Raw genomic sequence first — 22,197 nt, forward strand, 5'->3', positions numbered from 1 at the left:
CTCTCGGCACCTTCTTCATCGTCTGCGCACGTGTGTAGTAATACCATTTGCAAATATACCACAGCGGTTTTTCATTTGCAATCATTTCATCTGAATTTCAAAATTAACTCAATTTCAGTACGGCCTTTTCCGAGTTTTTTCGCGATTTCCTCTTCGGAGAGCCCTGCATCATGCAGCTGGAATATTCGGTTTCGTAAATCCGGTTGTTCCGATCCTGTGCGGGGCACTTCCGGTTCTTCGCTCTTCGGCTTTCCTGTCGTCTGACTGTATGATTTGATGGCCAGATTGATCGGCATTTTCGGCGGTGTGACCGGAATCGGCCGGGCAGCCTCGGCCTCCTTTACGACAGGAGGAGATTCCGGTTCCCGTTCCACTCGTTCAACAGCGGCAGCCAGCTCGCCACGTTTGCTAAGTAATTCGACAAGACGTTCATTTTCATCCTTCATTTCGGATAAATAGGCGACGATTGAATCATCCATCTCTTCCATCAATTTTCTTTGCTTTCTTTCTAAGTCATCAAACTTCGACACTTTCATGTAAAGCAGGGCAAGAATATAAAAACCGAATAATTGTAAAATGAAAAGTGCAATCATTACTATCCAAATCATGTTGTTTTACCCTGTAAAGTCCACGAATGCCCCCTTGTACGGGTGCACCGCCTTCTTCTCCTCTTCTTGTTGTTGGCCGCGCCCTTCATTCTCCGACGGGTTTTCCTGCTGGTGGTCCCCATCCTTGTCAAGCTTGGCGTATTTCTCCGTCTCGAGGACAGTCTCCCGGTTTTTCACTGCCTGCTTTTCCGTCTGCGCATTCGCCAAGTCCTGGTTCAATTGGGATTGCTGCTGTTTCTGTTCAGCGACTCTTCCCGCTTCAAACGTTTTCGGAATGGCAATTTGTAGTTCGATTCCTTTTAAACTCATAGGATCCCTCCATCGACAATTTCAGGCGTCAATAATTTACGCAGCTTGAAAAGTGCCTTGGAATGAATTTGAGATATCCGGGAGGTAGATAGGTTCAGGATTTCCCCGATTTCGGTCAAAGTCATTTCCTCTGTATAAAACAGGTTTAGGACAAGTTGTTCATTTCGATTCAATTCTTTGATTTTCGTTGCGAGGTCACCGATCAATTCGGACATCATCGTCGTTTCTTCAGGCGTTTTGGACTTCTCGTCTTTCAAGACGAACGATTTCTGGTTATCCTCATCTTCATCATTAATCTTTTCATCAATGGAAAGGACGTTTGAAAAATAATGTTCATGCACCGTCTGGTAGACTTCCTCTACGGGCATCCCGACATGTTCGGCGATTTCCTCTGCGGTTGCATGGCGTTGGAGCTTCTGTTCCAATTTTGCAATTTCTTCTTCCAGCTTTTTCGATTTTTCACGCGATGAGCGAGGAAGCCAATCTTCCTTGCGCAGTCCGTCAATGATCGACCCACGGACCCGGAACGAAGCGTATGTATCGAACTTCAGATCCCTGCTCGGATCGAATTTGGTCAGCGCATCAAACAGTCCGTTCATTCCAAGACTCATAATATCGTCCCGGGAGACGTTGCGCGGTAATCCGGAGCTGATCCGCTGAACATGGTATGTCACGAGTGGGAGGTATTTTCGGACGAGCATATCACCTGCATCCGGATCACGTTCCTTGATCCACAGATCCCAATATGCCGCTTCCTCCGTCAAATCCTGTTTTGACATTGAATCCCTCACTTTCGATGATGATTCTGTCATCAATCACGCCTCGGCGTGATTGCGTCCGGATTTTTTCGAGCCTGCTCGAAAAAGCTCCCCTTAAAAATCCATGACAAGCGCCACAGGCATTGCCAATCGAACAATGCAGGGCTCGATTTGCCTTAATTTCTGCGTTCTTGGCAGAAATTAAGGCACTTTCAGGACGTGGCGACCTTAGCCTGCGTTCTACTATTGTTCAGCGGGAGCTTGGACACCCGCTGAACAAAGATAATTATCCCCCATTATAGCATTTATACATGAAAAAGGGCGACTGAGCCGATCAGCCGCCGTCCATTTCAAATTTCCTTCGTATCCGCGTTGACTGTCCGCACTTGCAATTTCGAAGTCGAAGGATCAAATTCGATTGTCCGCCCACTGGAGCCGCCTGTATCTTCTGCAATTAGGGGAATGGATAATCGCTTCAATTCTTTTTTAACCGCTTCCACATTCCGGGGTCCGATGCGGATCGTATCGCTTGAACCGAATTGGAACATTTGCGATCCACCTGCAATCTTCGCCTTCAGAGACAAGGGGCGGGCACCCGCTTGCTTCAGCATCTCCATCAAAGAATAAACACCCGTATCCGCAAACTTTGCCACATTGATCTTATCGGATTTGCCAAGGCTCGAATCCGGCAGCATGACGTGAAGCAAGCCTGCGATTTTCTTTTTTTCATCATATAACACGACACCGACACATGAACCGAGGCCGGATGTCCGGATGGTGTCCGGCTCCGTTACGATATTCATGTCCGCTATCCCGACGCGAACGACCTTATTCAAGACTTTCATCTCACAGCACACCTAACGAACGGAAAATGGTTATGTAGGACGATGGGTCCGGCAATAAGAAAAAGTGGCCATCCACAACCGACTTCTCGCCTGCCCCCTCTTCCATCATCTGTGTATCAATGACAATCACTTCGTCGCTGTAATGGGATACTTCGATCAGTCCGAAACTGACAATCGCCCCTACCATATCCACGCTCAGTGACGGAACGGTCGGATAGATCTTCAGGCCGGTGAAGTCAGATAGAGCGGAAAGATAGGAACCCGACAAGATATTGCCGATTTCCTGCATGGCCGAAATCCCCATTTCATTGATTGGAAATGAATTGAAATCAAACGCCTCATCTCCGATCAATCGTCGGATGAACCGATTGGCCGATTCCAGCGGAAGGACGAAAAACATACTTCCCGATAAATCGCCTTCGATCCGCAAGAAAATGCCCGCTACAATTTCCTCAGAACCTCCCGCCAAGTCAAACATTTCATCAAACGACACAAGTGCCACGTTCGGCACATGCATATCGATTTTACGTCCTAACAATTGGGACATGGAAGTGGCCGCGTGGGCCGCCCCGATATTACCAATCTCTTTCAGAACGTCCAAATGCAGATCAGTTATCTGATTTTCAGCGCTCATCCGATGACACCCTTTTAATCGGTTCGAGAACTTTATCCAAATTCAACATGACTAGAAGCCGCTTATCCACTTTAGCTACCCCGGAGATGAATTCAGATTCGATCGTGCCTACCACTTCGGGCTGCGGCTCGATGGATTGAAGCGGAATGTCCAGCACATCATTCGCCGCGTCCACAATTAGACCGACTTCGAACTCTTCCAACGACACGATGATGATTCGTGTACTATCATCCATTTCTTTCAATTCCAATCCGAAACGATCCCGTAAATCGACGATCGGCGTCACAACCCCCCGAAGGTTGATAACCCCTTTGACGTAAGATGGCGTCTTCGGCACTCGAGTGATGGAGAGCAGCTTCTCGATGGATTGGACGACATCTACCCCGATTGCATATTCCTTGTCCATCAATTGGAATACGATTACTTTCATTTCTTTTTGCTCTTGCAGTTCAACCATGCTTATGCACTCTCCCGCCTATTTGATCAATGAGTTGCAATCCACGATCAATGCAACCTGTCCATTTCCAAGAATCGTCGCACCGGAAATCGCAAAGACGCTTTGCAAATAATTCCCGAGCGATTTCAGGACGATCTCCTGCTGGCCTATGAAAGAATCGACTACCAAGCCCGCCAGCTTCTCCCCTTTGCGCACGATGACGACCGATTGGAATCCGTCCGAAGCCAACTCGTTCTCTGGTATTTCAAAAATCTCTTTCAAATTGACCAACGGTACGATATTGCCTCGGAAATCAATGACCTTCTGATTATGAGCATTCATAATATCCGTCGTTTGAATAATCGCCGTTTCAATGATCGAGGAAAGAGGGATTGCATAAACTTCCTTATCAATCTCAACAAGCATGACGGAAATGATCGACAACGTCAAAGGCAATTGCACTTGGAATAAAGAACCTTGCCCTTCCTTCGACTCGATAGAAATATAGCCGCCTAAAGATTCAATCGTATTCTTGACAACATCCAACCCAACACCGCGGCCGGACACGTCGGAAATCTTCTCTGCCGTCGAGAATCCGGAAGCTAGGATAAGTTCGGCCACTTGGCGATCGGTCATCGATTCCGACATCTCTTCAGTGACTAAGCCGTTCGAAATGGCCTTGGCCAATACCCTTTGCCGATTGACTCCCGCTCCGTCATCTTCCAGTTCGATGAACACATGATTTCCGGAATGGTAAGCGCGCAATGTCACTGTTCCCGTTTCCGGCTTTCCTTTCGCTATCCGTTCTTCCGGGCTTTCAATCCCATGATCGAGCGCATTGCGGATTAAGTGCACGAGAGGATCACCGATTTCATCGATAACGGTCCGATCAAGCTCGGTTTCCGCCCCGACAATCTCCAATGTAATTTTCTTATTCAATTCGCGGGCAAGCTGCCTGACCATTTTCGGAAACCGATTGAATACCGTTTCAACCGGAATCATCCGCATATTCAAGATAATATTCTGAAGATCGCCGGAAATACGGGTCATCCGTTCCGTTGTTTCCGTCAATTCCGGATTATGCAGTTCACTTGCAATGGACTGTAGCCTTCCCCGGTCAATGACCAATTCTTCGAATAGGTTCATTAAGATATCGAGACGATCAATATTGACTCGGATTGTTTTATTGGCATGCTGGGATGAATTCGAGCGTTTGCTCTTCTCCACGACTTGCTTCTCGACGACAGCAACTTCTTTCGGCTGTTCCGCCGCCGCTTTCACAGCGCTCTCTTCTTTTTCTCGCTTATCATGGATCAAATACTCCTGCGTGATGGCGTTGACTGTCACTGCTTCAACTTCCGATACCTTCATCACTTTTGCTTCCAAATCACTCGCTTGTTCTTTTGTCAAGAGGGCGACGGTGAATTGCTCATCAAATTCCTCGTTCTCCAGCTTGTCGACGCTTGGAACGGATTTGATGATTTCTCCCGCTTTTTCCAGGATTTCAAAGACCATGAATACCCGCGCTGCTTTCAATAGGCAGTCCTCGCGCAACCGAATCGAAATCTCATACGCACTAAAACCTTGTTCGAATGATTGTCCGATAACCGTCATTTCAAAATCGTCATAGCTCAGTGAAACGTCTCCGGTGCCGGCACTTTCTTCCTCAACGACCGCAGCAGCCGTTTCGGCAGCTACCGGTGCGCTGACTCCGCCGCCCGACTCGATGCTGTTCAAAGAACGTACCAAATCACTGACGTCCTTCTTGCCTGATCCGCCGGAAGAAATGTCCAATACCATCTCCTCCAAATAGTCGACGGCCTGGAAAACGACATCGAGTATTTCCGTCGTCACCCGGATTTTCGCATTTCGAATCGCATCGAGGACATTTTCCATTTTATGCGTCAAATCCGCGATATCTTCATATCCCATCGTGGCAGACATGCCTTTCAACGTATGGGCCGAGCGGAAAATCTCATTGACGATCCCCAGATCTTGCGGATTTTTCTCCAGTTCCAATAAATGCTCGTTACACGCTTGCAGATGCTCTCTGCTTTCTTCGATGAACATTTCCAAATACTGATTCGTATCCATCGTTACGCCCCCTTAAGACTTTAGAATTTCCATCATCGAATCCGGAATCTCTTGAACGTCCACCACTTGATCTGCCAAGTCCGCTTCTTCTATAGCCCGCGGCATTCCATAGACGACTGCTGTTTTTTCCGATTCCGATATTGTTACCGTTTTGCCATTTTTCCGGAGACGTTCCATTCCTAATTTCCCGTCATATCCCATCCCGGTCATGATGACTGTCAAATAATTCAATTCTTCATGTTTTGCCGCCGATTCTAGCAAAACATCAACGGAGGGACGATGACCTTTTCGTGGAGGTTCGCTATCATCTAGACTTATAAAATACTGAGCGCCTTGCTTGTTAAACTTCAAATGCTTTCCGCCCGGAGCAATATATGCCACTCCATCGGTGATCAACTCGCCATCTTCCGCCTCTTTCACCGTTATTTCACTTAGTCCATCCAACCGTTCTGCCAATGATTTTGTAAAACCCGGCGGCATATGCTGGACAATCAAAATCGGAAAGCCGAACGAAGCCGGCAAACGGGTAAGCACCTCTTGCAGGGCCCGAGGTCCCCCTGTCGATGTACCTATTATAACAAATGTTTTCTCGAATTTGGAAAATCTATTTTGTAAAATATGTGCCGGTTTATTGTGAAAGACCGACATATTGGTCTCTTCTACCGACTGAGACGGTTTATTGAATTCAAAAATAGGGGCTTGGGGAGGAGTTTTAACCGAAAGTTTCCTAGTCAACTGTCCAATTTGAACGCCCGATGCCGCAGCCACCTTACGTAAGATTTCATCCTTCACTTCATGAAGATTCAAGGAAATGGCGCCACCCGGTTTAGCGACAAAATCGACGGCCCCGTATTCCATTGCCAGCATCGTGTTCTCGGCGCCGATCTTTGTCGTGCTCGATAACATGACGACGGGGACAGGATTAGTCGCCATGATGGTTTTCAAGGCGTCCAACCCATTCATGACCGGCATTTCGATATCCATGGTAACGACATCCGGTTTCAGTTCCTTCACTTTTTCAATCGCCATTTTCCCGTTCCGCGCCGTCCCGACAACTTCCATGGCAGGGTGTTCCGAAAGGTAGTCCGATATGAGTTTTCGCATAAATGCCGAATCATCTACTACTAGCACTCTTTTACAATTGCCGGTATCCAGATCATCCACTTCCCTTCGTAAACATCTTTCTCAATTTATTGAGGAAGCCCTCCCCTTTCCGGGAATCCATGGCTATCTGCGGATCGGCAAACGCATCCGCAATCAACTTCATCCGCCTGGAAACTGGGGCGTTCGGATAGAGCAACAGGAACGGCTTCTGGGCAACGACCGCTTTATGGACAAGCGGATCTTCCGGTAAATAACCCAACACTTTCGTCTCCACTTGTAAGAATTTCCGCATAGCAAACTGGAGTCGGGAAGTCGTTTCCGTGCCATCCTCTCCTTTGCCGACACGGTTGCTGACAATGTGGAACGATTTCTCGGGATCCTTTAAGGAGATGAATTTCATCATGGAATACGCATCTGTAATCGACGTCGGTTCGGTCGTTGAGATGACGATGATTTCATCGACGGATAGCAGCAACTCGATGGAGCGCTGCGTAGCGCCCGCCCCCATATCGAACAGGATGACATCGAATTCCTTCTGTAAATATTCGAACGCCTCCAAAAGACGGACAAACATCTCCTCCGACCATTCCATGACAGAATCCATGCCAGAACCGCCGGATATGAAAGTCAACCCTTCAGGCACTTCATTCATGACTTCGTCCAAACGCTTTGTTCCGATTAAATAGTCCTTTAAATTATAAGCGGGAGAGGCACCGAGCAAAATATGGACATTTCCCATTCCGATATCCATATCAACAATTATCACTTTTTTCCCTTTCATCGATAAAGCGTAAGCGAAATTCGTAGAGAAATTGGATTTTCCCACTCCTCCTTTTCCACTGACGATGGCGACGGAGCGAGCCAATTCTCCTTGGGATTTAAGCATTTTCATCCGCAACGACTCGGCCTGATCACGCATGAGCAGCCCCCTCCAACAGCAAGGTGATCAGCTTTTCCCTGTTGGCCTCCGATATATCTTCCGGAACTTCTTGTCCGTCCGTTATATAGGCGGTCCCGATCCGGTATTCTAGCATCAAATTGAACATCGAGCCGATCGAGCCCGTCTCGTCCACTTTTGTGAAAATGAATTTCTCGATGGGAAATGAGTTGAATTGTTCCACAATGACTTTCATGTCCTCTTCCTTGGAAGTCATGGAAAGGACGAGGAAGGATTCCATATCCAGCGTGAAATTGATCAGCCGCTTCAAATCATCTACAAACTTCGAATCTTTGTAGTTGCGCCCTGCCGTGTCAATGAAAATGAGATCTCGGTCCCGTAATTTCTCAAGCGCTGCCTCGAAATCCTCGCTGTTATATGCAATTTCAACCGGTGCCTGCAACAGATTGGCATACGTCCTCAACTGTTCAATGGCCGCAATCCGGTATGTATCTGTCGTGATAAAACCGATTTTCCTCTTTTTCTCAAGCAGTGCCCGCGCAGCAATTTTTGCGATAGTCGTCGTTTTTCCGACACCTGTGGGACCAAGCACGTTAATATATTTTTTATCAAATGAAATGCCGCCGAACGGCAAGCCGTCCAAATCCTGTTCCAACTGCCCCTTGATGAAGCCCAATTGTTCTTCAAAAGTGAAGTCTTTCTTTTCCGCTTTTATCCGGCTAAATAGCTGTTCTCCCAGGCGGGCGACCAGTCCTTGCGCCAGCCCCTGCCTCTCCAAGTGGGAGAGGAGCGGTTTCAGCTCATCCGGCAATTGGGAATGGACTGTGGATTGTTGCATCGCATGGAGCATTTTTTTCATTTCATTCATTTCTTTCTTCAATTCGAGGGCGGTTTTATCCTCTTTTTCCTCGCTGATTTGGACAGGTAGATCCGGAAACCGCTCCGGAGACGGGCTCGCAGGTTCGTCAAAACCCGCAACTACCTCGACGGAAGTCTTTTTGAACAGGCCGAGGAAGCCTTTCGTCTTCACGACATTCGAACTGAGAATGATCGCATCGTCTCCGAAATCATTGCGGACTTTCTTCATGGCCTCCACCATCGTTTCGGCACTATATTTTTTCATTTTCATCAAATGTCCACCACCCCGACACTCTGGACTTCTATGGTAGCTTCCAGTTCATTGTATGACAAAATCGGGATTTGAGGAAAATATCTTCCCGTAATCTGCCGTAAATACATCCGTACCGCCGGAGAGCAGAGGATGACCGGCGATTGATCCAGCAATGCGACTCGCTCCACTTCCCTCGCAATGGATTCCAAAATTTCTTGAGAATGCTGTGGATCGATCGATAGATAATTGCCTTGCTCCGTCTGCTGGATATTGTCGGCGATCAGCTTTTCCACCTTGCCTGAAACCGTCAATACTTTCAATGAGTCTCCAGAGGATGCAAATTGGGCCGTAATTTGTCTTGCCAGCGATTGCCGCGCGTATTCTGTCAATAGGTCGACATCGGACGTATATTTCGAATAGTCGGCGAGCGTCTCGAAGATAATCGGCAAATTCCGGATGGACACATTTTCGCTCAGCAACTTCGCGAGCACCTTTTGTATCTCCCCAATTGACAACGGCGTCGGCGTCAGCTCGTCCAGAAGAATCGGATACGTTTCACGGACATGGTCGACCAGCTGCTTCGTTTCCTGACGTCCGAGCAGGTCCGCCGCATTGGCACGGATCACTTCAGTCAAATGGGTCGAAACGACGCTTGGCGGATCGACAACCGTATAACCAAGGATTTCGGCCTCTTCCTTCACTTCTTCGGTAATCCATTTTGCCGGAAGGCCGAACGATGGCTCGACCGTATCGATTCCTTCCACCGAATCATCGCCACCCGGACTCATAGCAAGATAATGATCGAGGAGAAGCTCCCCTCTTGCCATTTCATTTCCCTTAATCTTGATGCGATACTCATTCGGCTGCAGTTGTATATTGTCCCGGATCCGGACAACCGGAATGACCAAGCCAAGCTCGACAGCCAATTGCCGACGAATCATAACAACCCGGTCGAGCAAGTCACCGCCCTGCGTCGCGTCGACGAGCGGGATGAGGCCGTAACCGAACTCAAACTCAATCGGATCGACATTCAGCAGATTGACGACGTTTTCGGGGCTTTTCAATCCTTCCGTTTCCACATCTTCTTCCATTTCCAACAGTTCCTCTGGATCCTCTTCCACTTTGCGGGACATGAAGAATGCCCCTGCTGCCAACGCACCGGCGATCGGCACTGTCAGAATGTCATTGATCGGCGTGGCTAACCCAAGTAGGAATACGGTGCCCGCAGCGATATATAATAATTTCGGCTGACCGAGAAGCTGGTTCGTAATATCGCTTCCCAAATTCCCTTCCGAAGCCGCACGCGTCACGACAATACCCGTGGCAGTTGAAATTAAGAGAGCTGGCACTTGGGAAACGATCCCGTCACCGACCGTCAATTGGGAAAAGAGCGTCGCGGCTTCCGCGAAGGGAAGTCCCATCTGGGCAACCCCGATGATCATCCCGACAAGAAGGTTGATGATGACGATGATGATCCCCGCGATGGCATCCCCTTTAACGAATTTTGTCGCCCCATCCATTGCCCCGTAGAAATCCGCCTCATTACTAACTTTTTCACGGCGCATCCGTGCTTCCGTTTCGGAAATCATGCCGGCATTCAAATCCGCATCAATACTCATCTGTTTCCCCGGCATTGCATCGAGAGTGAATCGGGCCGCAACTTCCGACACCCGCTCCGCCCCTTTTGTAATGACGATAAACTGGATGATGATGAGGATAACGAAGACGACGAGACCGACAATGACATTGCCGCCTGTAACGAATGTCCCAAACGTCTCAACGACGCCACCCGCATCCCCGTTGCTGAGAATCGCTCTCGTTGTGGAAACGTTCAATCCAAGACGGAACAACGTCAACAAGAGGAGCAAAGACGGGAATATGGAAAACTGCAACGCTTCCTGCATATTCATAGACGTCAACAATACGAGCAGCGCAAGGGTAATATTGATGATGATCAAAAAGCTGAGAAGCCAAGGGGGTAGCGGGATGACAAGCATCGCAACGATCATAATGACCGCCCCGAGTACACCTATATCTCTGAACCGCATGTCATCCCTACTTTCCGTTAATTAAAAAATTAAATATATAAAAACTAAATCTTCCGCTGAATCCGGTACACATACGCCAAAACCTCCGCGACTGCTTTAAACAACGACTCGGGAATCCGGCCGCCGAGTTCGACGTCGTCATACAATGATCTGGCCAGCGGACGGTTTTCCACCATGACCACATCATGTTCCTTGGCGATCATCTTGATCTTCTGTGCCACGAAGTCGACGCCTTTCGCCACGACGACAGGGGCGTCCATCTCCCCATCTTCATATTTCAGGGCAATGGCATAGTGGGTCGGGTTCGTAATGACGACATCGGCATGGGGAACTTCCTGCATCATCCGCCGCATCGCCATTTCCCGTTGGCGCTGCTTGATCCGGGATTTGATGAGCGGATCCCCTTCCATGTTCTTATGTTCATCTTTAATGTCCTGCTTCGACATCCGCAAATTCTTTTCGTAATCGTATTTCTGATAAAGAAAATCGAGGATTGCGATGAACAGTAACACGAACGAAGCGGCAATCCCCATGATGGCAGCAATTTGTCCAACCGTCGCCATCGTGTACCACGGATGCTTGAATGCCAGATCCAATACTTTATTCAAATTCATGAGGAGGATCATTGTCGTGACAGAACCAATAAACGAAATTTTCAAGATGGATTTCATTAATTCGACAAGGGCCCGGACGGAGAAGATCCGTTTGAAACCCTTGATCGGATCGATTTTCTTCAAATCGAACTTCAACGGTTCCGCAGTGAACAAGATTCCGAATTGGATCAAGTTCCCCACGACACCGGCGACAACCGCGATCAGCATGACAGGAAGAAGGATAATGGCCATCTCTTTCACAATCTCAATATAAATCAACATCGTCCGATCGATATCCAACGACTGATGTAAAGGGACATACTCAATGAACGCTTTGTCGAAAAACATGAAAAAGCGGTCCCTCATAAATCCTGCCGCGAAAAACAGGAAAAGGAACACGGAGAGAAGGACAATCGCACTCGTAACGTCCTGACTTTTTAAAACTTGCCCTTTCTTCCGAGAATCCTGCCGCTTTTTCGGAGTGGCCTTTTCTGTTTTCTCTCCTGCAAAAAACTGGAGATCAAGCCGTAATATCAATTCAGCCACCCCCTAAAATGACCATCAAATCCCGCATGCTGACAATCATCATGTCAAAGAGTTTTTTCATCACCGCCACCATGACATTCATCATGACGAATAGGACGAGGAAACTGACACCGATTTTAATAGGAAACCCGACAACAAAAATATTCAATTGCGGGACAGTCCTAGCGGTAATCCCTAAGGCGAGATCGACGAGGAACAAGGTGGCGACAATCGGAATAGCCATCTGGAACGCAATGGCAAACGAAGCGGCAAATGTCTTGATGACATATTCCGCTGTCCGACCATCGCCAAAAGCAGGCCATAATTGGTCGATCGGCAGAAAGCGGTAACTGTAGAAAATTCCGTCCAGCAACATATGATGACCGTTCAAAGCAAGCAATAATAAAATGGCAAGCGCATTGAAAAATTGACCGAGGAGCGGAGATTGTGCACCCGTCTGCGGGTCAATGACGTTCGCGATGGCAAAACCCATCTGAAAATCAATGAACCCCCCGGCAATCTGTATAGCAGCCATGATGATATAAGCAATGATACCGATAAACAAGCCGACCATCGCTTCCTTGATGACCAATAACAAATACGTCCCGTCAATTTCCAATCCCGGCACATCGACCGTGTAGACGAGCGTCCAAGCTAGCAACGCACCGAAGATGATCCGTTGCGTCGTCGGGATGGCACGATACGAAAATAGTGGAAGCGTGACGAAAAATGCGGTGACACGCGTCAAAACAAGCAGATAAGTGGCAATTGAAGGTACTAGCTCTTCCATTCAATCACCCGATATACCGTACTAGATTATCAAAGATGTCCGCTGCGAATGTCGTCACATGGGATAACATCCACGGACCGAAAAACACGATGCCGACAAGCACTGCGACGATTTTCGGAACAAAGGCCAACGTCTGTTCCTGGATCTGGGTCGTCGCCTGGAAAATACTGACAGCGAGCCCAGTTACGAGCGCCACGATCAGAAGAGGCCCGGAAGTGAGGAGGATGACCCAAATAGCGCGTTCTGCAATTGTGATGACCAATTCTCCCGACATTTCCGATCTCTCCTATCTCTTAGATGCTATCGAACTCTAGCTAAAACCCTTGCAGTAACGATTTGATGATCAAGTACCAACCATCGACTAATACGAACAGCAATATTTTAAACGGCAAGGAAATCATGACAGGCGGCAACATCATCATCCCCATCGACATGAGAATACTAGCCACGATCATGTCGATAACAAGGAACGGAATGAAAATCATGAAGCCCATCTGGAACGCCGTTTTCAGTTCACTTAACGCAAACGCCGGAACAAGCATTGTTAAAGGGATATCTTCCAAGCTCTCCGGCCGCTCCGCCTCGTTATAACGTAAAAATAATTCCAAGTCCTTTTGACGTGTATGCTGGCTCATGAATTGCTTGAAAGGAAGGCTGGCGTTTTCATACGCCTCTTCCAGCGTGATTTCTTCAGCGAATAATGGCGACAAAGCCGTTTCATTCACTTCTTGGAATGTCGGCGCCATGATGAAAAATGTCAAGAACAGGGCCAATCCGACCAGTACTTGGTTCGGTGGCATCTGCTGGGTCGCGAGTGCGGTCCGGACGAAGGATAAGACAATGACAATCCGGGCAAAAGATGTCATCAGGATCAAGATAGCAGGTGCCAGAGAAAGGACTGTCAACAGAAGCATCAATTTGACGGATGTCGAAACATTGGTCGGATCGCTATCCGAAAAGAACTGCATGAAATCATTCATCTGGGTGGCGCTCCTTTTCTGTCAACCGGCGGATCTGCCGTTTCCTTTCCTCTTTCATTTCATCCAATCTTGCTTTGAACTGGTCACTGAAATCGGCTTCGACCACAGATCCTTGTTCTGGGTCAGCCGGCTTCTTACCAGCCACTTTGTCCAATATGTTTTGGAGAATGCCTGAAGCGGCATCGCTCGTCCCAGCCTCGTAAAATGCAATTAGGTGCTCGATCTCATCGGGATCGGTGATTTCTTTGAGCAAGCGGATATCCTCTCCGACGCCGATCAGGTAATAGGATTCCCCGACTACGACGAGCTGGATCGATTTCTGCTGTCCCAGGGAAATGCCCCCGAGATTTTTCATCAATCTCGTCTTATCGTACATTCGATTTTTCCGGTTCATGAACTTTAACAGGGCGAACAGCAGGCCGACAACAAGTAACAAGGCAAAAAAGGTTTTTATGTATTCCCACGCAGATAAACGGACAGCTGCCCCGTCTTCCGTACGGTCGGCAGCTGGCTCTTCACTATTCATATCCACTTGTTGCTCTTCCCCGGAGTCTGAATCATAATAATCCAAAACGGTCGTATTCGGATCCGTTTCAGCATGAATGAGAACGGCGGGGAAAGAAGCCATCAAAGTGGCGACTAGGAAAATGGCGAACCCTATTTTTCGAACTAACATCGATTTCATACATCCATTAACCTAATGCTTTTTGAATGGCTTCGACAACTCGATCCGCTTGGAAAGGCTTGACGATGAAATCCTTCGCACCCGCTTGGATGGCATCGATAACCATCGCTTGTTGCCCCATCGCGGAACACATGATGATCGTTGCTGATGGGTCTTTCTCTTTGATAGCTTTCAATGCGGCAATGCCGTCCATCTCGGGCATCGTAATATCCATCGTCACTAGATCAGGCTTCAGATCCATATATTTTTCCACTGCCTGAGCTCCGTCAGCTGCTTCCCCGACTACTTCGAAATTATTTTTCGTCAAGATATCTTTGATCATCATTCTCATGAAAGCTGCATCATCCACAATTAAAATGCGTTTACTCATTCTCGTTTCCCCCCGCTATTTATCGTAAGTTATTCAAACGTTCCGCTTGACTTAAAATATCCGTAATCCGCACGCCGAAGTTTTCGTCGATAACAACGACTTCTCCTCTGGCGATATGGCGATTGTTTACTAGAATATCCACCGGTTCGCCGGCCAGTTTATCGAGCTCGATGATCGATCCGCTCGACATTTCCAAAATATCTTTGACCGAGCGCTTCGTCCGTCCCAATTCTACTGTCACTTGCAAAGGGATATCCAGCAACATGTTCAAGTTATTGGACTCTCCTTGGCTCAAGGAAGGACTGTCAAAGCTGGCAAACTGGGCCTGTTGCACATGGACTGGCGGCTGTTGGCGCATCGGCGGCTGTTGCGGCGGCGCTTGCGCGAACGACGGGTCATAGGCCGGCTGTTGTGGCGGTGCTTGTCCAGATCCAGGTGCCGATGGGAAAGGCTCCTGGTAAGGTGGCGGTGCCTGTTGTTGTGGTGCCGTTGGTGGAGCAGGTGGTGCTGGCGGCTCTATTGGCGGTGCCATTTCGGCAACTGCTGCCGCTTCCTCCTCGGCTTCCCCGCCAACGAGCGAGGCGACCAAACTCTTTCCGAATGGCAATGGAAGGAGTTGCATAATGTTCGAGTCGATCAAGTCACCCACTTTTAAGGTGAAGGAGACTTTGATCAATAAATCTTCCTGTGGGATATTTTCAGTCCCTTTTTCCGATTGAATGTCCATTAAATCAATGGACGGAGGCGAAATATCGACTTTCTTATTGAACACGGTCGACATCGAAGTCGCCGCAGAACCCATCATCTGGTTCATCGCTTCCTGGACGGCACTCAAGTGGATTTCACCAAGGGATTCATCCGGATTCAGGCCATCTCCGCCAAGCATAAGGTCTGCAATAATCGCCGCGTCACTCTGCTTGATGACAAGCAGATTAACCCCACTCAGTCCAGCTGTATATTCGACTTTGATCGCGACATAAGGATGGATGAATTCATCTTCCAGATTATCGCGTGCTACGACACTGATGGTCGGCGTCGTGATGTCCACTTTTTGTCCAAGCAATGCGGACAAAGCAGTGGCGGAGCTGCCGAAGGAAATATTCCCTATTTCCCCTAAAGCATCTTGCTCCATCTCATCCAAATAATCGGATGTTTCGATACGATCAGGGGACGGGGCAGCATCCGCTTCACTTTGTATCGGCTCTCCACGCAACAGCGCTTCGATTTCTTCCTGTGAAAGGATATTATCACTCATCATCTTCGTCCCCTCCAGTCATGGTCTCAATGATTTGAATCGCCATCCGGTTTTTGAAGTGTCCCGGTTGGGCTTTGAATTTCGGCAAATCGCCGACTTTCACGATGAGCGGTTCATCAATTTTCCGGTCAAGTGATATGACATCACCGGCTTGGAGATAAAGGAATTCTTCAATCGTCATTTGGCCTCTCCCCAATTCCGCGACGACCGGCAACGGAGCCCGTTTCAACCGGTATTGCAGTTTTTCGCTCTGTTCCTGTGTCGGTTCTTTAATATTTGATTGCATCCAGTATCGGACGGACAGATTTGGCACAATCGGTTCCAAGACGACATGCGGAATACAAATATTAATCATTCCGCTAGATTCCCCGATAACAATGTTGAAAGAAATAACCACGACGGTTTCGTTCGGTGAAATCATTTGCAAGAACTGCGGATTCATTTCCATGTCAGCGAGGAATGGGTCCATATCAATAATGCTAGACCAAGCTTCCCGGTAATTATCAAATGATCGTTCAAACAGGTTCGTCATGATCTTCGTCTCGATCTCGGTCAGGTTATCCCCTTTGCCGGGACTCTCGCCGACGCCGCCCATCAGGCGCTCCAACATCGAATACGCGATATTCGGGTTCACTTCCATTAAAATATTGCCATCGAGCGGCGGAACCTCGAAAATATTGATCAACGTCATATTCGGGATGGAGCGAATGAACTCCTCGAATGGAATCTGATCGGCGGAAGCGACAGTAATCTGAATATACGTCCGCAGTTGGGCCGAAAAGTACGTCGTCAGCAAACGGGCAAAGTTCTCATGGATCCGCGTCAAGCTGCGGATCTGGTCTTTTGAAAACCGGAGGGCGCGTTTGAAATCATACACTTTGACCTTCCGGGTCTCTTCTTCTTTCTTCATCTCTTCTGCTGACATTTCCCCTGTAGACAACGCGGACAACAGCGCGTCAATCTCATTTTGGGATAAAATATCCCCGGACATATGGCCACCTCCCGGTTGTAGTGTCAGGGTACAACGTTATTGAATGATATACGAAGTGATGTACACTTTTTGCACTTCGCCTTCCTGCATGAGCGGGTTCAACTGGGATTTCAACGCATCTTCAAAGGTCCGTTTCCCAGCTTTCCCTTCCAAATCTTGCGAAGTCATCTCGGACAGTTCCTGAATGACGAGGTTCTTCACTTGGAATTCACGTTTCGTCAATTCTTCCGCAGCTTTTTTATTGTCCGTCTGGATTTTCAACGAAATGCGGATGAATTGCCGGCCTCCCAGATTGGTTGTGATCTCGGGAACATCGACCGAAGCTTCGATAATTTCATCGATGGTCGGCTCTTTTTCAGTTCCGTCGTCTTTCAATTGCATGACGAGAATGAGAGCCACCACACCGATCAACGTAATACAAACTAGAATGATAAGAGATATGGTCAAAACTTTATTCTTCATCTTGGTCACCTCGGATATGCGGATTCGACAACAGTTGGACCGCCTTATAAAATTCGATGATCCGGCTGTTGACGTCTGCAGCCGTATCGAGGACGACGTATTTGGCCCCCGTCGTCAGGGTGATGGTCGTATCCGGAAACGTCTCGACCTTTTCTATGTACAATGCGTTCAATGTGAACGTCGTGCCATTCAGGCGTGTCACTTGAATCATATGTAAGGGGCCGGGCACAAGAGCCGGCCCGACCCTCCTTTTTGGGTGGTACTTGTATGGTATATATCTTGCTAGGGTGCCAGGTAACGACATCCATTCGCGCACTTTGCGAATTGTGGTGGCACCTGGCATCCCGGGTTCAGTCACCGGATTTCTGCGTACTCTTGCAGAAATTAAGGCATCCAGTTACGCCAAACGCTACATTTTTGAAGGCAAAAGTTGCTGCCAAACGCTTCGCTTTTTGGTGCAAAAGCTGTTCTTCGTGACGGCTTTTCCTACAGGGTCTTCGGCTAACGCTATTCCCGTTGGAGTCGCCGCCTTCCGCTACAATCCTAGTTTACTATTAATCGCAGATGCATAGTTCTAAATTGTATAAGAACCTGGCACCTTAGTAATATGGAAAATCAACGTTTCAAGTTCACGAGTTCCTGAAGAATCTCGTCGGATGTTGTGATAATACGCGTGTTCGCTTGGAACCCACGTTGTGCAACGATCATTTCTGTGAATTCCTCGGAAAGGTCTACGTTTGACATTTCGAGGAAGCCGGATTCTAAATCACCGATACCATTTTGGGTAGGTATACTCCTCAATGGAGTTCCAGAGTTTGGCGATTGTTGGAAATAGTTTCCCCCTACTTTATCCATACCACTTGGATTTGGAAACTTCGCAAGGACAAGATGCCCAGCATATCTTAAGAATCCAGCGTCATCAACAAATGTTACTGCACCATCTTGCGCAATACTCATACTTTGTGCTGTTGTGGGAATTAGAATACGTGTGTTTTGTCCCGTCGGTGTTGGTGGTGTTCCTGACGTTGCTGGAGGATTTACTGTTTCATCTGCTGTCACAGCTGTATATGTGTCTTTTCCGCCAACTCCAACTAAATATTTCCCATTGGCATCGACTAAATATCCGCTCTTATCCATGTAAAAGTTTCCTGCTCTTGTATATTGAACATTGCCGAGCGTAGTCCCGTTCATTTCACCTACTTGGAAAAATCCGTCCCCTGCAATCGCAAGATCAAGCGTATTTCCTGTGAATTGAGTAGATCCTCCTGAATGAATAGTATCTATGGCTGCAATTTGTGATCCAAGTCCAACTTGCTTGGGATTAACCCCACCGCGTGAATTATTTCCACCCGAAGCCCCCGCCACAGTCTGCGAAATCAAATCCTTAAAAATCGTACGTCCCTTCTTAAAACCATACGTATTTACGTTTGCAATGTTATTACCAATAACGTCTAATTTTGTCTGAAAGTTTTTCAAACCTGAGATTCCTGAGTACATTGAGCGTAGCATGTTTGTTTTTCCCCTCTCGGATTATAAAGTGTAGCTGCCTCATTCGGTCGGCAGTACGATGGCATCCTCAATCGGAGGTCCTGCCATATGTCAACTTAGAACGATTGTGCCGTCGATGTTGGTGAATAGTTGGTCTTTCGCTTCCATGCGGTCCATCGCTGTGATGACGGTTGAGTTTTTGGCACTGACGATGAGTGCGGCTTGGTCCATCAGTACGAGCGATTCTTTGATTCCCTTCCGTTTTGCCTCGTTGACCTTGTCTGTGATGTGCGCCCATTCGGCATCCGTAATGCGGATGTTCCGTTCATTCAAACGTTCGGTTGCGTGCTTGCTGATTTTCAATTCGGCCGGCTGCACCGCTTCGTTCAAATGTTCGAGGAACGATTGCTTCGGGCTTTGGACTGGTTGCATCGGTTTTCCGTGGCGGATGAGCGGTTGCGATGGAATGCGATGGATATTCAAATTGTCCATACGATCACTCCGATTTCCTTATTTACTGATGGATGTGAAGCTATTCCCGTCGATGCGTGTTCCGTCTTCGAGGATGTATTGCAGTTTCCCTTCCTTATTCGATACGGATGCGACAATTCCCGTCTTCTCTTCCTCTCCATCCATATATCCGACTTTTTTGCCGATGAGCATGCTCGCTTCAACTAAACTGTTCGATGAGCCGCTCGAGCTGGATAGGATTTCGGAAATATTGCCCGGTGTCAATTCCTTGCCGTCCTGCAATGTAAAGATCGGCGAGCCGTTTACGAATTTTATGGATACGATGGTTCCATTGCCTTCATTGATGACCGGCTTGCCATCTTCCCCTGTTTCTTCCGTGACTTCATGCCATTTAACGCCTTTGCCGACGAACTGGCTATATTGGATCAACTGTGACTGGTTTTGGGCTTCCGCAAATTTCTCGAAAGCTTTCGACAGGTTCATAGTCTGTTCCAAGGCAGAGAACTGTGCCATTTGAGCAATGAACTCATTATCTTTCATGGGATTGGTAGGATCCTGATTTTGCAATTGGGCGATGAGCAGTTTCATAAAGTCATCTTTCCCAAGCGTTCCATCTCCAGTTTTCCGTTCATCCCGTTTTTTATTGATTAAGTACATCTCACTTGTAATCGGTGATTGTCCATCGATTGTTGCCATTTCTATACCTCCAGCTCAATCATGAATTCCTGGAATGACATCTCTTCTTCGTCGGACTGCTGTTGTTGGTCCTCCGACTGTTGCTGATCTCGTTTAAATTGTCCGTTGAATGCGTTCTGGTCTCTTTCGCCCCGGTTAGATTCCTGGATCGTCTGGGATATATCGAGGCGGTCTAATTGGATGTTCTGATGGGCGAATGCCTGTCGCAATTGGGCTTGCTGGCTATCGAGCATCTCTTTTCCTAGCGCGGTCGATGCTAGAATTCGTGCTGTCATGATGCCATTCGTTTCCAACAATTCAATCCGAACCTGCCCCAGATGCTCAGGATACAGCTTGATAAGTAAGCGATTCGTCCCACCGACCTGGCCGAAGTTCGCTCTTTTCATGATCGCCTGCATTTCTCTGATCAATGTCTCACTACGACTTGTACCGCTATTTGTCAGTTCGGTGATCTTGAACTCTCCCTTTGCGGACAATGGTACATGGGCATTGCTGATTGCTGACTGAGCTGATTCTTTCCTCACATCCGTTTGTCCGGCATTCGTGTTTTCATTCCCACTGTCCGTCATCGTTTGGTTTGTTGTCGTTGTCGAATTAAATCGGAACCCCTGCCTGCCATCGACTAATTGTACCATGCTATTCTTATTAGTTGTATTCGAATTTAGAACATTTTCGAAACGTTCTCCAGATAAATTCAGGTAATTTCCAAGTGAAAAAATTTGTTGTTCCTGCTTAAGGACCAAATCTGATTTCGGCGCAATGATTGTCACAGCTTTCAGCATAGCCAGCAGTTCAACTGCCTGCTGTTTCGGGATATCTCCTTTTCCACTAAGTGCATCGGACAATTGCTCAAAGAACCGTGGTGCTACTTTATCGATCATGTCGATCATCTGCCACAAATCTACGGTCATTGTATTGAACTCCGCCAGCTCTGACTCCTTGACACCCGCTTTCTCAAATAAAGCACGTAAACTTTCTATCAATTGTTCGGGTTCGATACCAATTGCTTTTGATATTTTTTGCAGGTTTACTGAATGTAGGGGAAACCTTTCGTCGATAAATTCATTTTTCTCTTGATTAAAATCTACCGGGACTTCAAATTCTTCCACGCCCTTTCCCACAACCGCCTGGAAAGCCTGTCCCAACTCCTCGACTGATACTGCATTAAAGATTGCCAAGACGGCATCATCCGAAATCTGATTTCCAGATTGAGTAGGAACTGTGGTTACGGCCACCGGAGTACTCGCTGCCAAGCTGCCGAATACGGAACCGAATGAATTCCCGGTAGCGCTTGTGGCAGAGCCGGCTGGTTTTCCAACCTGTGAGGTATTGCCTACATTCATACTTGCCATCGTTTGGATAACGCTTAGGTTCACATTTTCACCACCTTTCGACTTATATTATACTACTTTTATCCATTATTCTGCCATTGTGGAGTCCGTCATCATGGATGTATATTTTGCAGCATCCGCCGGCTCCATCTTTTCTAATATCGGTGCGAGTATATCAGGTTTCAAGCTAGTTAGAATGCGAATTGCTTCCGCATCGCTCATTTTTGTGATGACCGGGGCCGCTGCTTTGGCGGACATCTTTTCAAAAGTAGAAACGACTTCTTTGAAACTGCGCTTTGTGTCGTCTTTTTCACGTACCAAAGCCGCAATTTCATCTAATAGTTTTTCCTGCTCCGCTAATAATTGTTCTTTTTCCGCTTCGGATTTATCCAGATCTTCTTGCAAGCTGAAAAGCTGCGCTTCCTTCTCTTGGATTTCCGCTTGGAGAGAGACGACGCGGTCTTCCAACAACTGGTCACCGTCTGCCGCCTCTTCCTCATTCTCCGCATTCTTGCTAATCAACGGGATTTGCGCAGACCACTCTTTTGCCTTGTCGAAGACGTTGACATCCGCGAATTTTGCGATGATCAGAACCACCGCTGCCGCAAATAGGAGAGGTATGATAAACCACAGTAACAGGACTTGGAAGATTCCCGTTTTCTTCTCCGGGCTGCCTCCGGATAATTCAGTTGTCTCTTTCTTTCTTTTCGCCACG

The 22,197-nt window shown here is 47.7% G+C and carries 26 protein-coding genes; all 26 read right to left on the reverse strand.

Features of this window, described 5'->3' with window-relative positions:
- Positions 1-86: 86 nt before the first annotated feature.
- The gene (locus MKY41_RS06995; protein WP_340744352.1) at positions 87-608 is read right to left on the reverse strand and encodes a helix-turn-helix domain-containing protein; all 522 of its coding nucleotides are present in this window, start codon (positions 606-608) and stop codon (positions 87-89) included.
- Between the two features lie 6 nt (positions 609-614).
- Positions 615-917: an RNA polymerase subunit sigma gene (locus MKY41_RS07000; protein WP_340744353.1), complete on the reverse strand. Its 303-nt coding sequence runs from the start codon at positions 915-917 to the stop codon at positions 615-617.
- On the reverse strand, positions 914-1,696 hold the full coding sequence (locus MKY41_RS07005) for a FliA/WhiG family RNA polymerase sigma factor (RefSeq protein ID WP_340744354.1): 783 nt from the start codon (positions 1,694-1,696) through the stop codon (positions 914-916). The genes MKY41_RS07000 and MKY41_RS07005 overlap by 4 nt, the downstream gene beginning before the upstream one ends.
- A 329-nt stretch (positions 1,697-2,025) precedes the next feature.
- Positions 2,026-2,520 carry a chemotaxis protein CheD gene (locus tag MKY41_RS07010; RefSeq protein ID WP_340744355.1) on the reverse strand — a complete coding sequence of 165 codons (495 nt, stop codon included), beginning with the start codon at positions 2,518-2,520 and terminating at the stop codon, positions 2,026-2,028.
- Between the two features lies 1 nt (position 2,521).
- The gene (locus MKY41_RS07015; RefSeq protein ID WP_340744356.1) at positions 2,522-3,154 is read right to left on the reverse strand and encodes a chemotaxis protein CheC; all 633 of its coding nucleotides are present in this window, start codon (positions 3,152-3,154) and stop codon (positions 2,522-2,524) included.
- On the reverse strand, positions 3,144-3,611 hold the full coding sequence (locus tag MKY41_RS07020; protein WP_340744357.1) for a chemotaxis protein CheW: 468 nt from the start codon (positions 3,609-3,611) through the stop codon (positions 3,144-3,146). The genes MKY41_RS07015 and MKY41_RS07020 overlap by 11 nt, the downstream gene beginning before the upstream one ends.
- Positions 3,612-3,629: 18 nt before the next feature.
- Entirely contained in the window at positions 3,630-5,684 is a 2,055-nt protein-coding gene (locus MKY41_RS07025; RefSeq protein WP_340744358.1) for a chemotaxis protein CheA, read from the reverse strand.
- Between the two features lie 12 nt (positions 5,685-5,696).
- On the reverse strand, positions 5,697-6,788 hold the full coding sequence (locus tag MKY41_RS07030) for a protein-glutamate methylesterase/protein-glutamine glutaminase (RefSeq protein ID WP_445683302.1): 1,092 nt from the start codon (positions 6,786-6,788) through the stop codon (positions 5,697-5,699).
- 52 nt (positions 6,789-6,840) lie between these two features.
- Positions 6,841-7,707 carry a MinD/ParA family protein gene (locus tag MKY41_RS07035; RefSeq protein WP_340744360.1) on the reverse strand — a complete coding sequence of 289 codons (867 nt, stop codon included), beginning with the start codon at positions 7,705-7,707 and terminating at the stop codon, positions 6,841-6,843.
- Positions 7,700-8,815: a flagellar biosynthesis protein FlhF gene (gene flhF / locus MKY41_RS07040; protein WP_340744361.1), complete on the reverse strand. Its 1,116-nt coding sequence runs from the start codon at positions 8,813-8,815 to the stop codon at positions 7,700-7,702. The genes MKY41_RS07035 and flhF overlap by 8 nt, the downstream gene beginning before the upstream one ends.
- Positions 8,815-10,845 carry a flagellar biosynthesis protein FlhA gene (flhA, locus tag MKY41_RS07045; RefSeq protein WP_340744362.1) on the reverse strand — a complete coding sequence of 677 codons (2,031 nt, stop codon included), beginning with the start codon at positions 10,843-10,845 and terminating at the stop codon, positions 8,815-8,817. Before flhA ends, flhF begins: the two co-directional genes overlap by 1 nt.
- Before the next feature lie 44 nt (positions 10,846-10,889).
- Positions 10,890-11,984 carry a flagellar biosynthesis protein FlhB gene (flhB, locus tag MKY41_RS07050; RefSeq protein ID WP_340744363.1) on the reverse strand — a complete coding sequence of 365 codons (1,095 nt, stop codon included), beginning with the start codon at positions 11,982-11,984 and terminating at the stop codon, positions 10,890-10,892.
- Positions 11,977-12,753, reverse strand: coding sequence for a flagellar biosynthetic protein FliR (gene fliR, locus MKY41_RS07055; protein ID WP_340744364.1), 777 nt, complete (start codon positions 12,751-12,753; stop codon positions 11,977-11,979). The genes flhB and fliR overlap by 8 nt, the downstream gene beginning before the upstream one ends.
- 4 nt (positions 12,754-12,757) lie before the next feature.
- Complete coding sequence (fliQ, locus tag MKY41_RS07060; RefSeq protein WP_340744365.1) at positions 12,758-13,027, reverse strand: flagellar biosynthesis protein FliQ; 270 nt, start codon at positions 13,025-13,027, stop codon at positions 12,758-12,760.
- A 40-nt stretch (positions 13,028-13,067) separates the two neighbouring features.
- Positions 13,068-13,733: a flagellar type III secretion system pore protein FliP gene (fliP, locus tag MKY41_RS07065; RefSeq protein WP_340744366.1), complete on the reverse strand. Its 666-nt coding sequence runs from the start codon at positions 13,731-13,733 to the stop codon at positions 13,068-13,070.
- Positions 13,726-14,418 (reverse strand): flagellar biosynthetic protein FliO, encoded by a 693-nt coding sequence (locus MKY41_RS07070; RefSeq protein WP_340744367.1) that lies wholly within the window; start codon positions 14,416-14,418, stop codon positions 13,726-13,728. The genes fliP and MKY41_RS07070 overlap by 8 nt, the downstream gene beginning before the upstream one ends.
- A gap of 7 nt (positions 14,419-14,425) precedes the next feature.
- The gene (locus MKY41_RS07075; protein ID WP_041074083.1) at positions 14,426-14,788 is read right to left on the reverse strand and encodes a response regulator; all 363 of its coding nucleotides are present in this window, start codon (positions 14,786-14,788) and stop codon (positions 14,426-14,428) included.
- A 19-nt stretch (positions 14,789-14,807) separates the two neighbouring features.
- Positions 14,808-16,043 carry a flagellar motor switch phosphatase FliY gene (fliY, locus tag MKY41_RS07080; protein WP_340745651.1) on the reverse strand — a complete coding sequence of 412 codons (1,236 nt, stop codon included), beginning with the start codon at positions 16,041-16,043 and terminating at the stop codon, positions 14,808-14,810.
- Positions 16,036-17,034, reverse strand: a complete 999-nt coding sequence (fliM, locus tag MKY41_RS07085) for a flagellar motor switch protein FliM (protein WP_340744368.1) — start codon at positions 17,032-17,034, stop codon at positions 16,036-16,038. The genes fliY and fliM overlap by 8 nt, the downstream gene beginning before the upstream one ends.
- Before the next feature lie 36 nt (positions 17,035-17,070).
- Positions 17,071-17,496, reverse strand: a complete 426-nt coding sequence (gene fliL / locus MKY41_RS07090) for a flagellar basal body-associated protein FliL (RefSeq protein ID WP_340744369.1) — start codon at positions 17,494-17,496, stop codon at positions 17,071-17,073.
- Entirely contained in the window at positions 17,486-17,707 is a 222-nt protein-coding gene (locus MKY41_RS07095) for a flagellar FlbD family protein (protein WP_340744370.1), read from the reverse strand. Before MKY41_RS07095 ends, fliL begins: the two co-directional genes overlap by 11 nt.
- A 404-nt stretch (positions 17,708-18,111) precedes the next feature.
- Complete coding sequence (gene flgG / locus MKY41_RS07100; RefSeq protein WP_340744371.1) at positions 18,112-19,005, reverse strand: flagellar basal body rod protein FlgG; 894 nt, start codon at positions 19,003-19,005, stop codon at positions 18,112-18,114.
- A gap of 90 nt (positions 19,006-19,095) precedes the next feature.
- Positions 19,096-19,476 (reverse strand): TIGR02530 family flagellar biosynthesis protein, encoded by a 381-nt coding sequence (locus MKY41_RS07105; protein WP_340744372.1) that lies wholly within the window; start codon positions 19,474-19,476, stop codon positions 19,096-19,098.
- Positions 19,477-19,494: 18 nt separating this feature from the next.
- The gene (flgD, locus tag MKY41_RS07110; RefSeq protein WP_340744373.1) at positions 19,495-20,151 is read right to left on the reverse strand and encodes a flagellar hook assembly protein FlgD; all 657 of its coding nucleotides are present in this window, start codon (positions 20,149-20,151) and stop codon (positions 19,495-19,497) included.
- Positions 20,152-20,153: 2 nt separating this feature from the next.
- Positions 20,154-21,527, reverse strand: coding sequence for a flagellar hook-length control protein FliK (locus MKY41_RS07115; RefSeq protein ID WP_340744374.1), 1,374 nt, complete (start codon positions 21,525-21,527; stop codon positions 20,154-20,156).
- A gap of 42 nt (positions 21,528-21,569) precedes the next feature.
- Positions 21,570-22,196 carry a MotE family protein gene (locus tag MKY41_RS07120; RefSeq protein ID WP_340744375.1) on the reverse strand — a complete coding sequence of 209 codons (627 nt, stop codon included), beginning with the start codon at positions 22,194-22,196 and terminating at the stop codon, positions 21,570-21,572.
- Position 22,197: the final 1 nt, after the last annotated feature.

This window comes from Sporosarcina sp. FSL W7-1349, from assembly GCF_038003045.1.
Taxonomy (GTDB): Bacteria; Bacillota; Bacilli; order Bacillales_A; family Planococcaceae; genus Sporosarcina.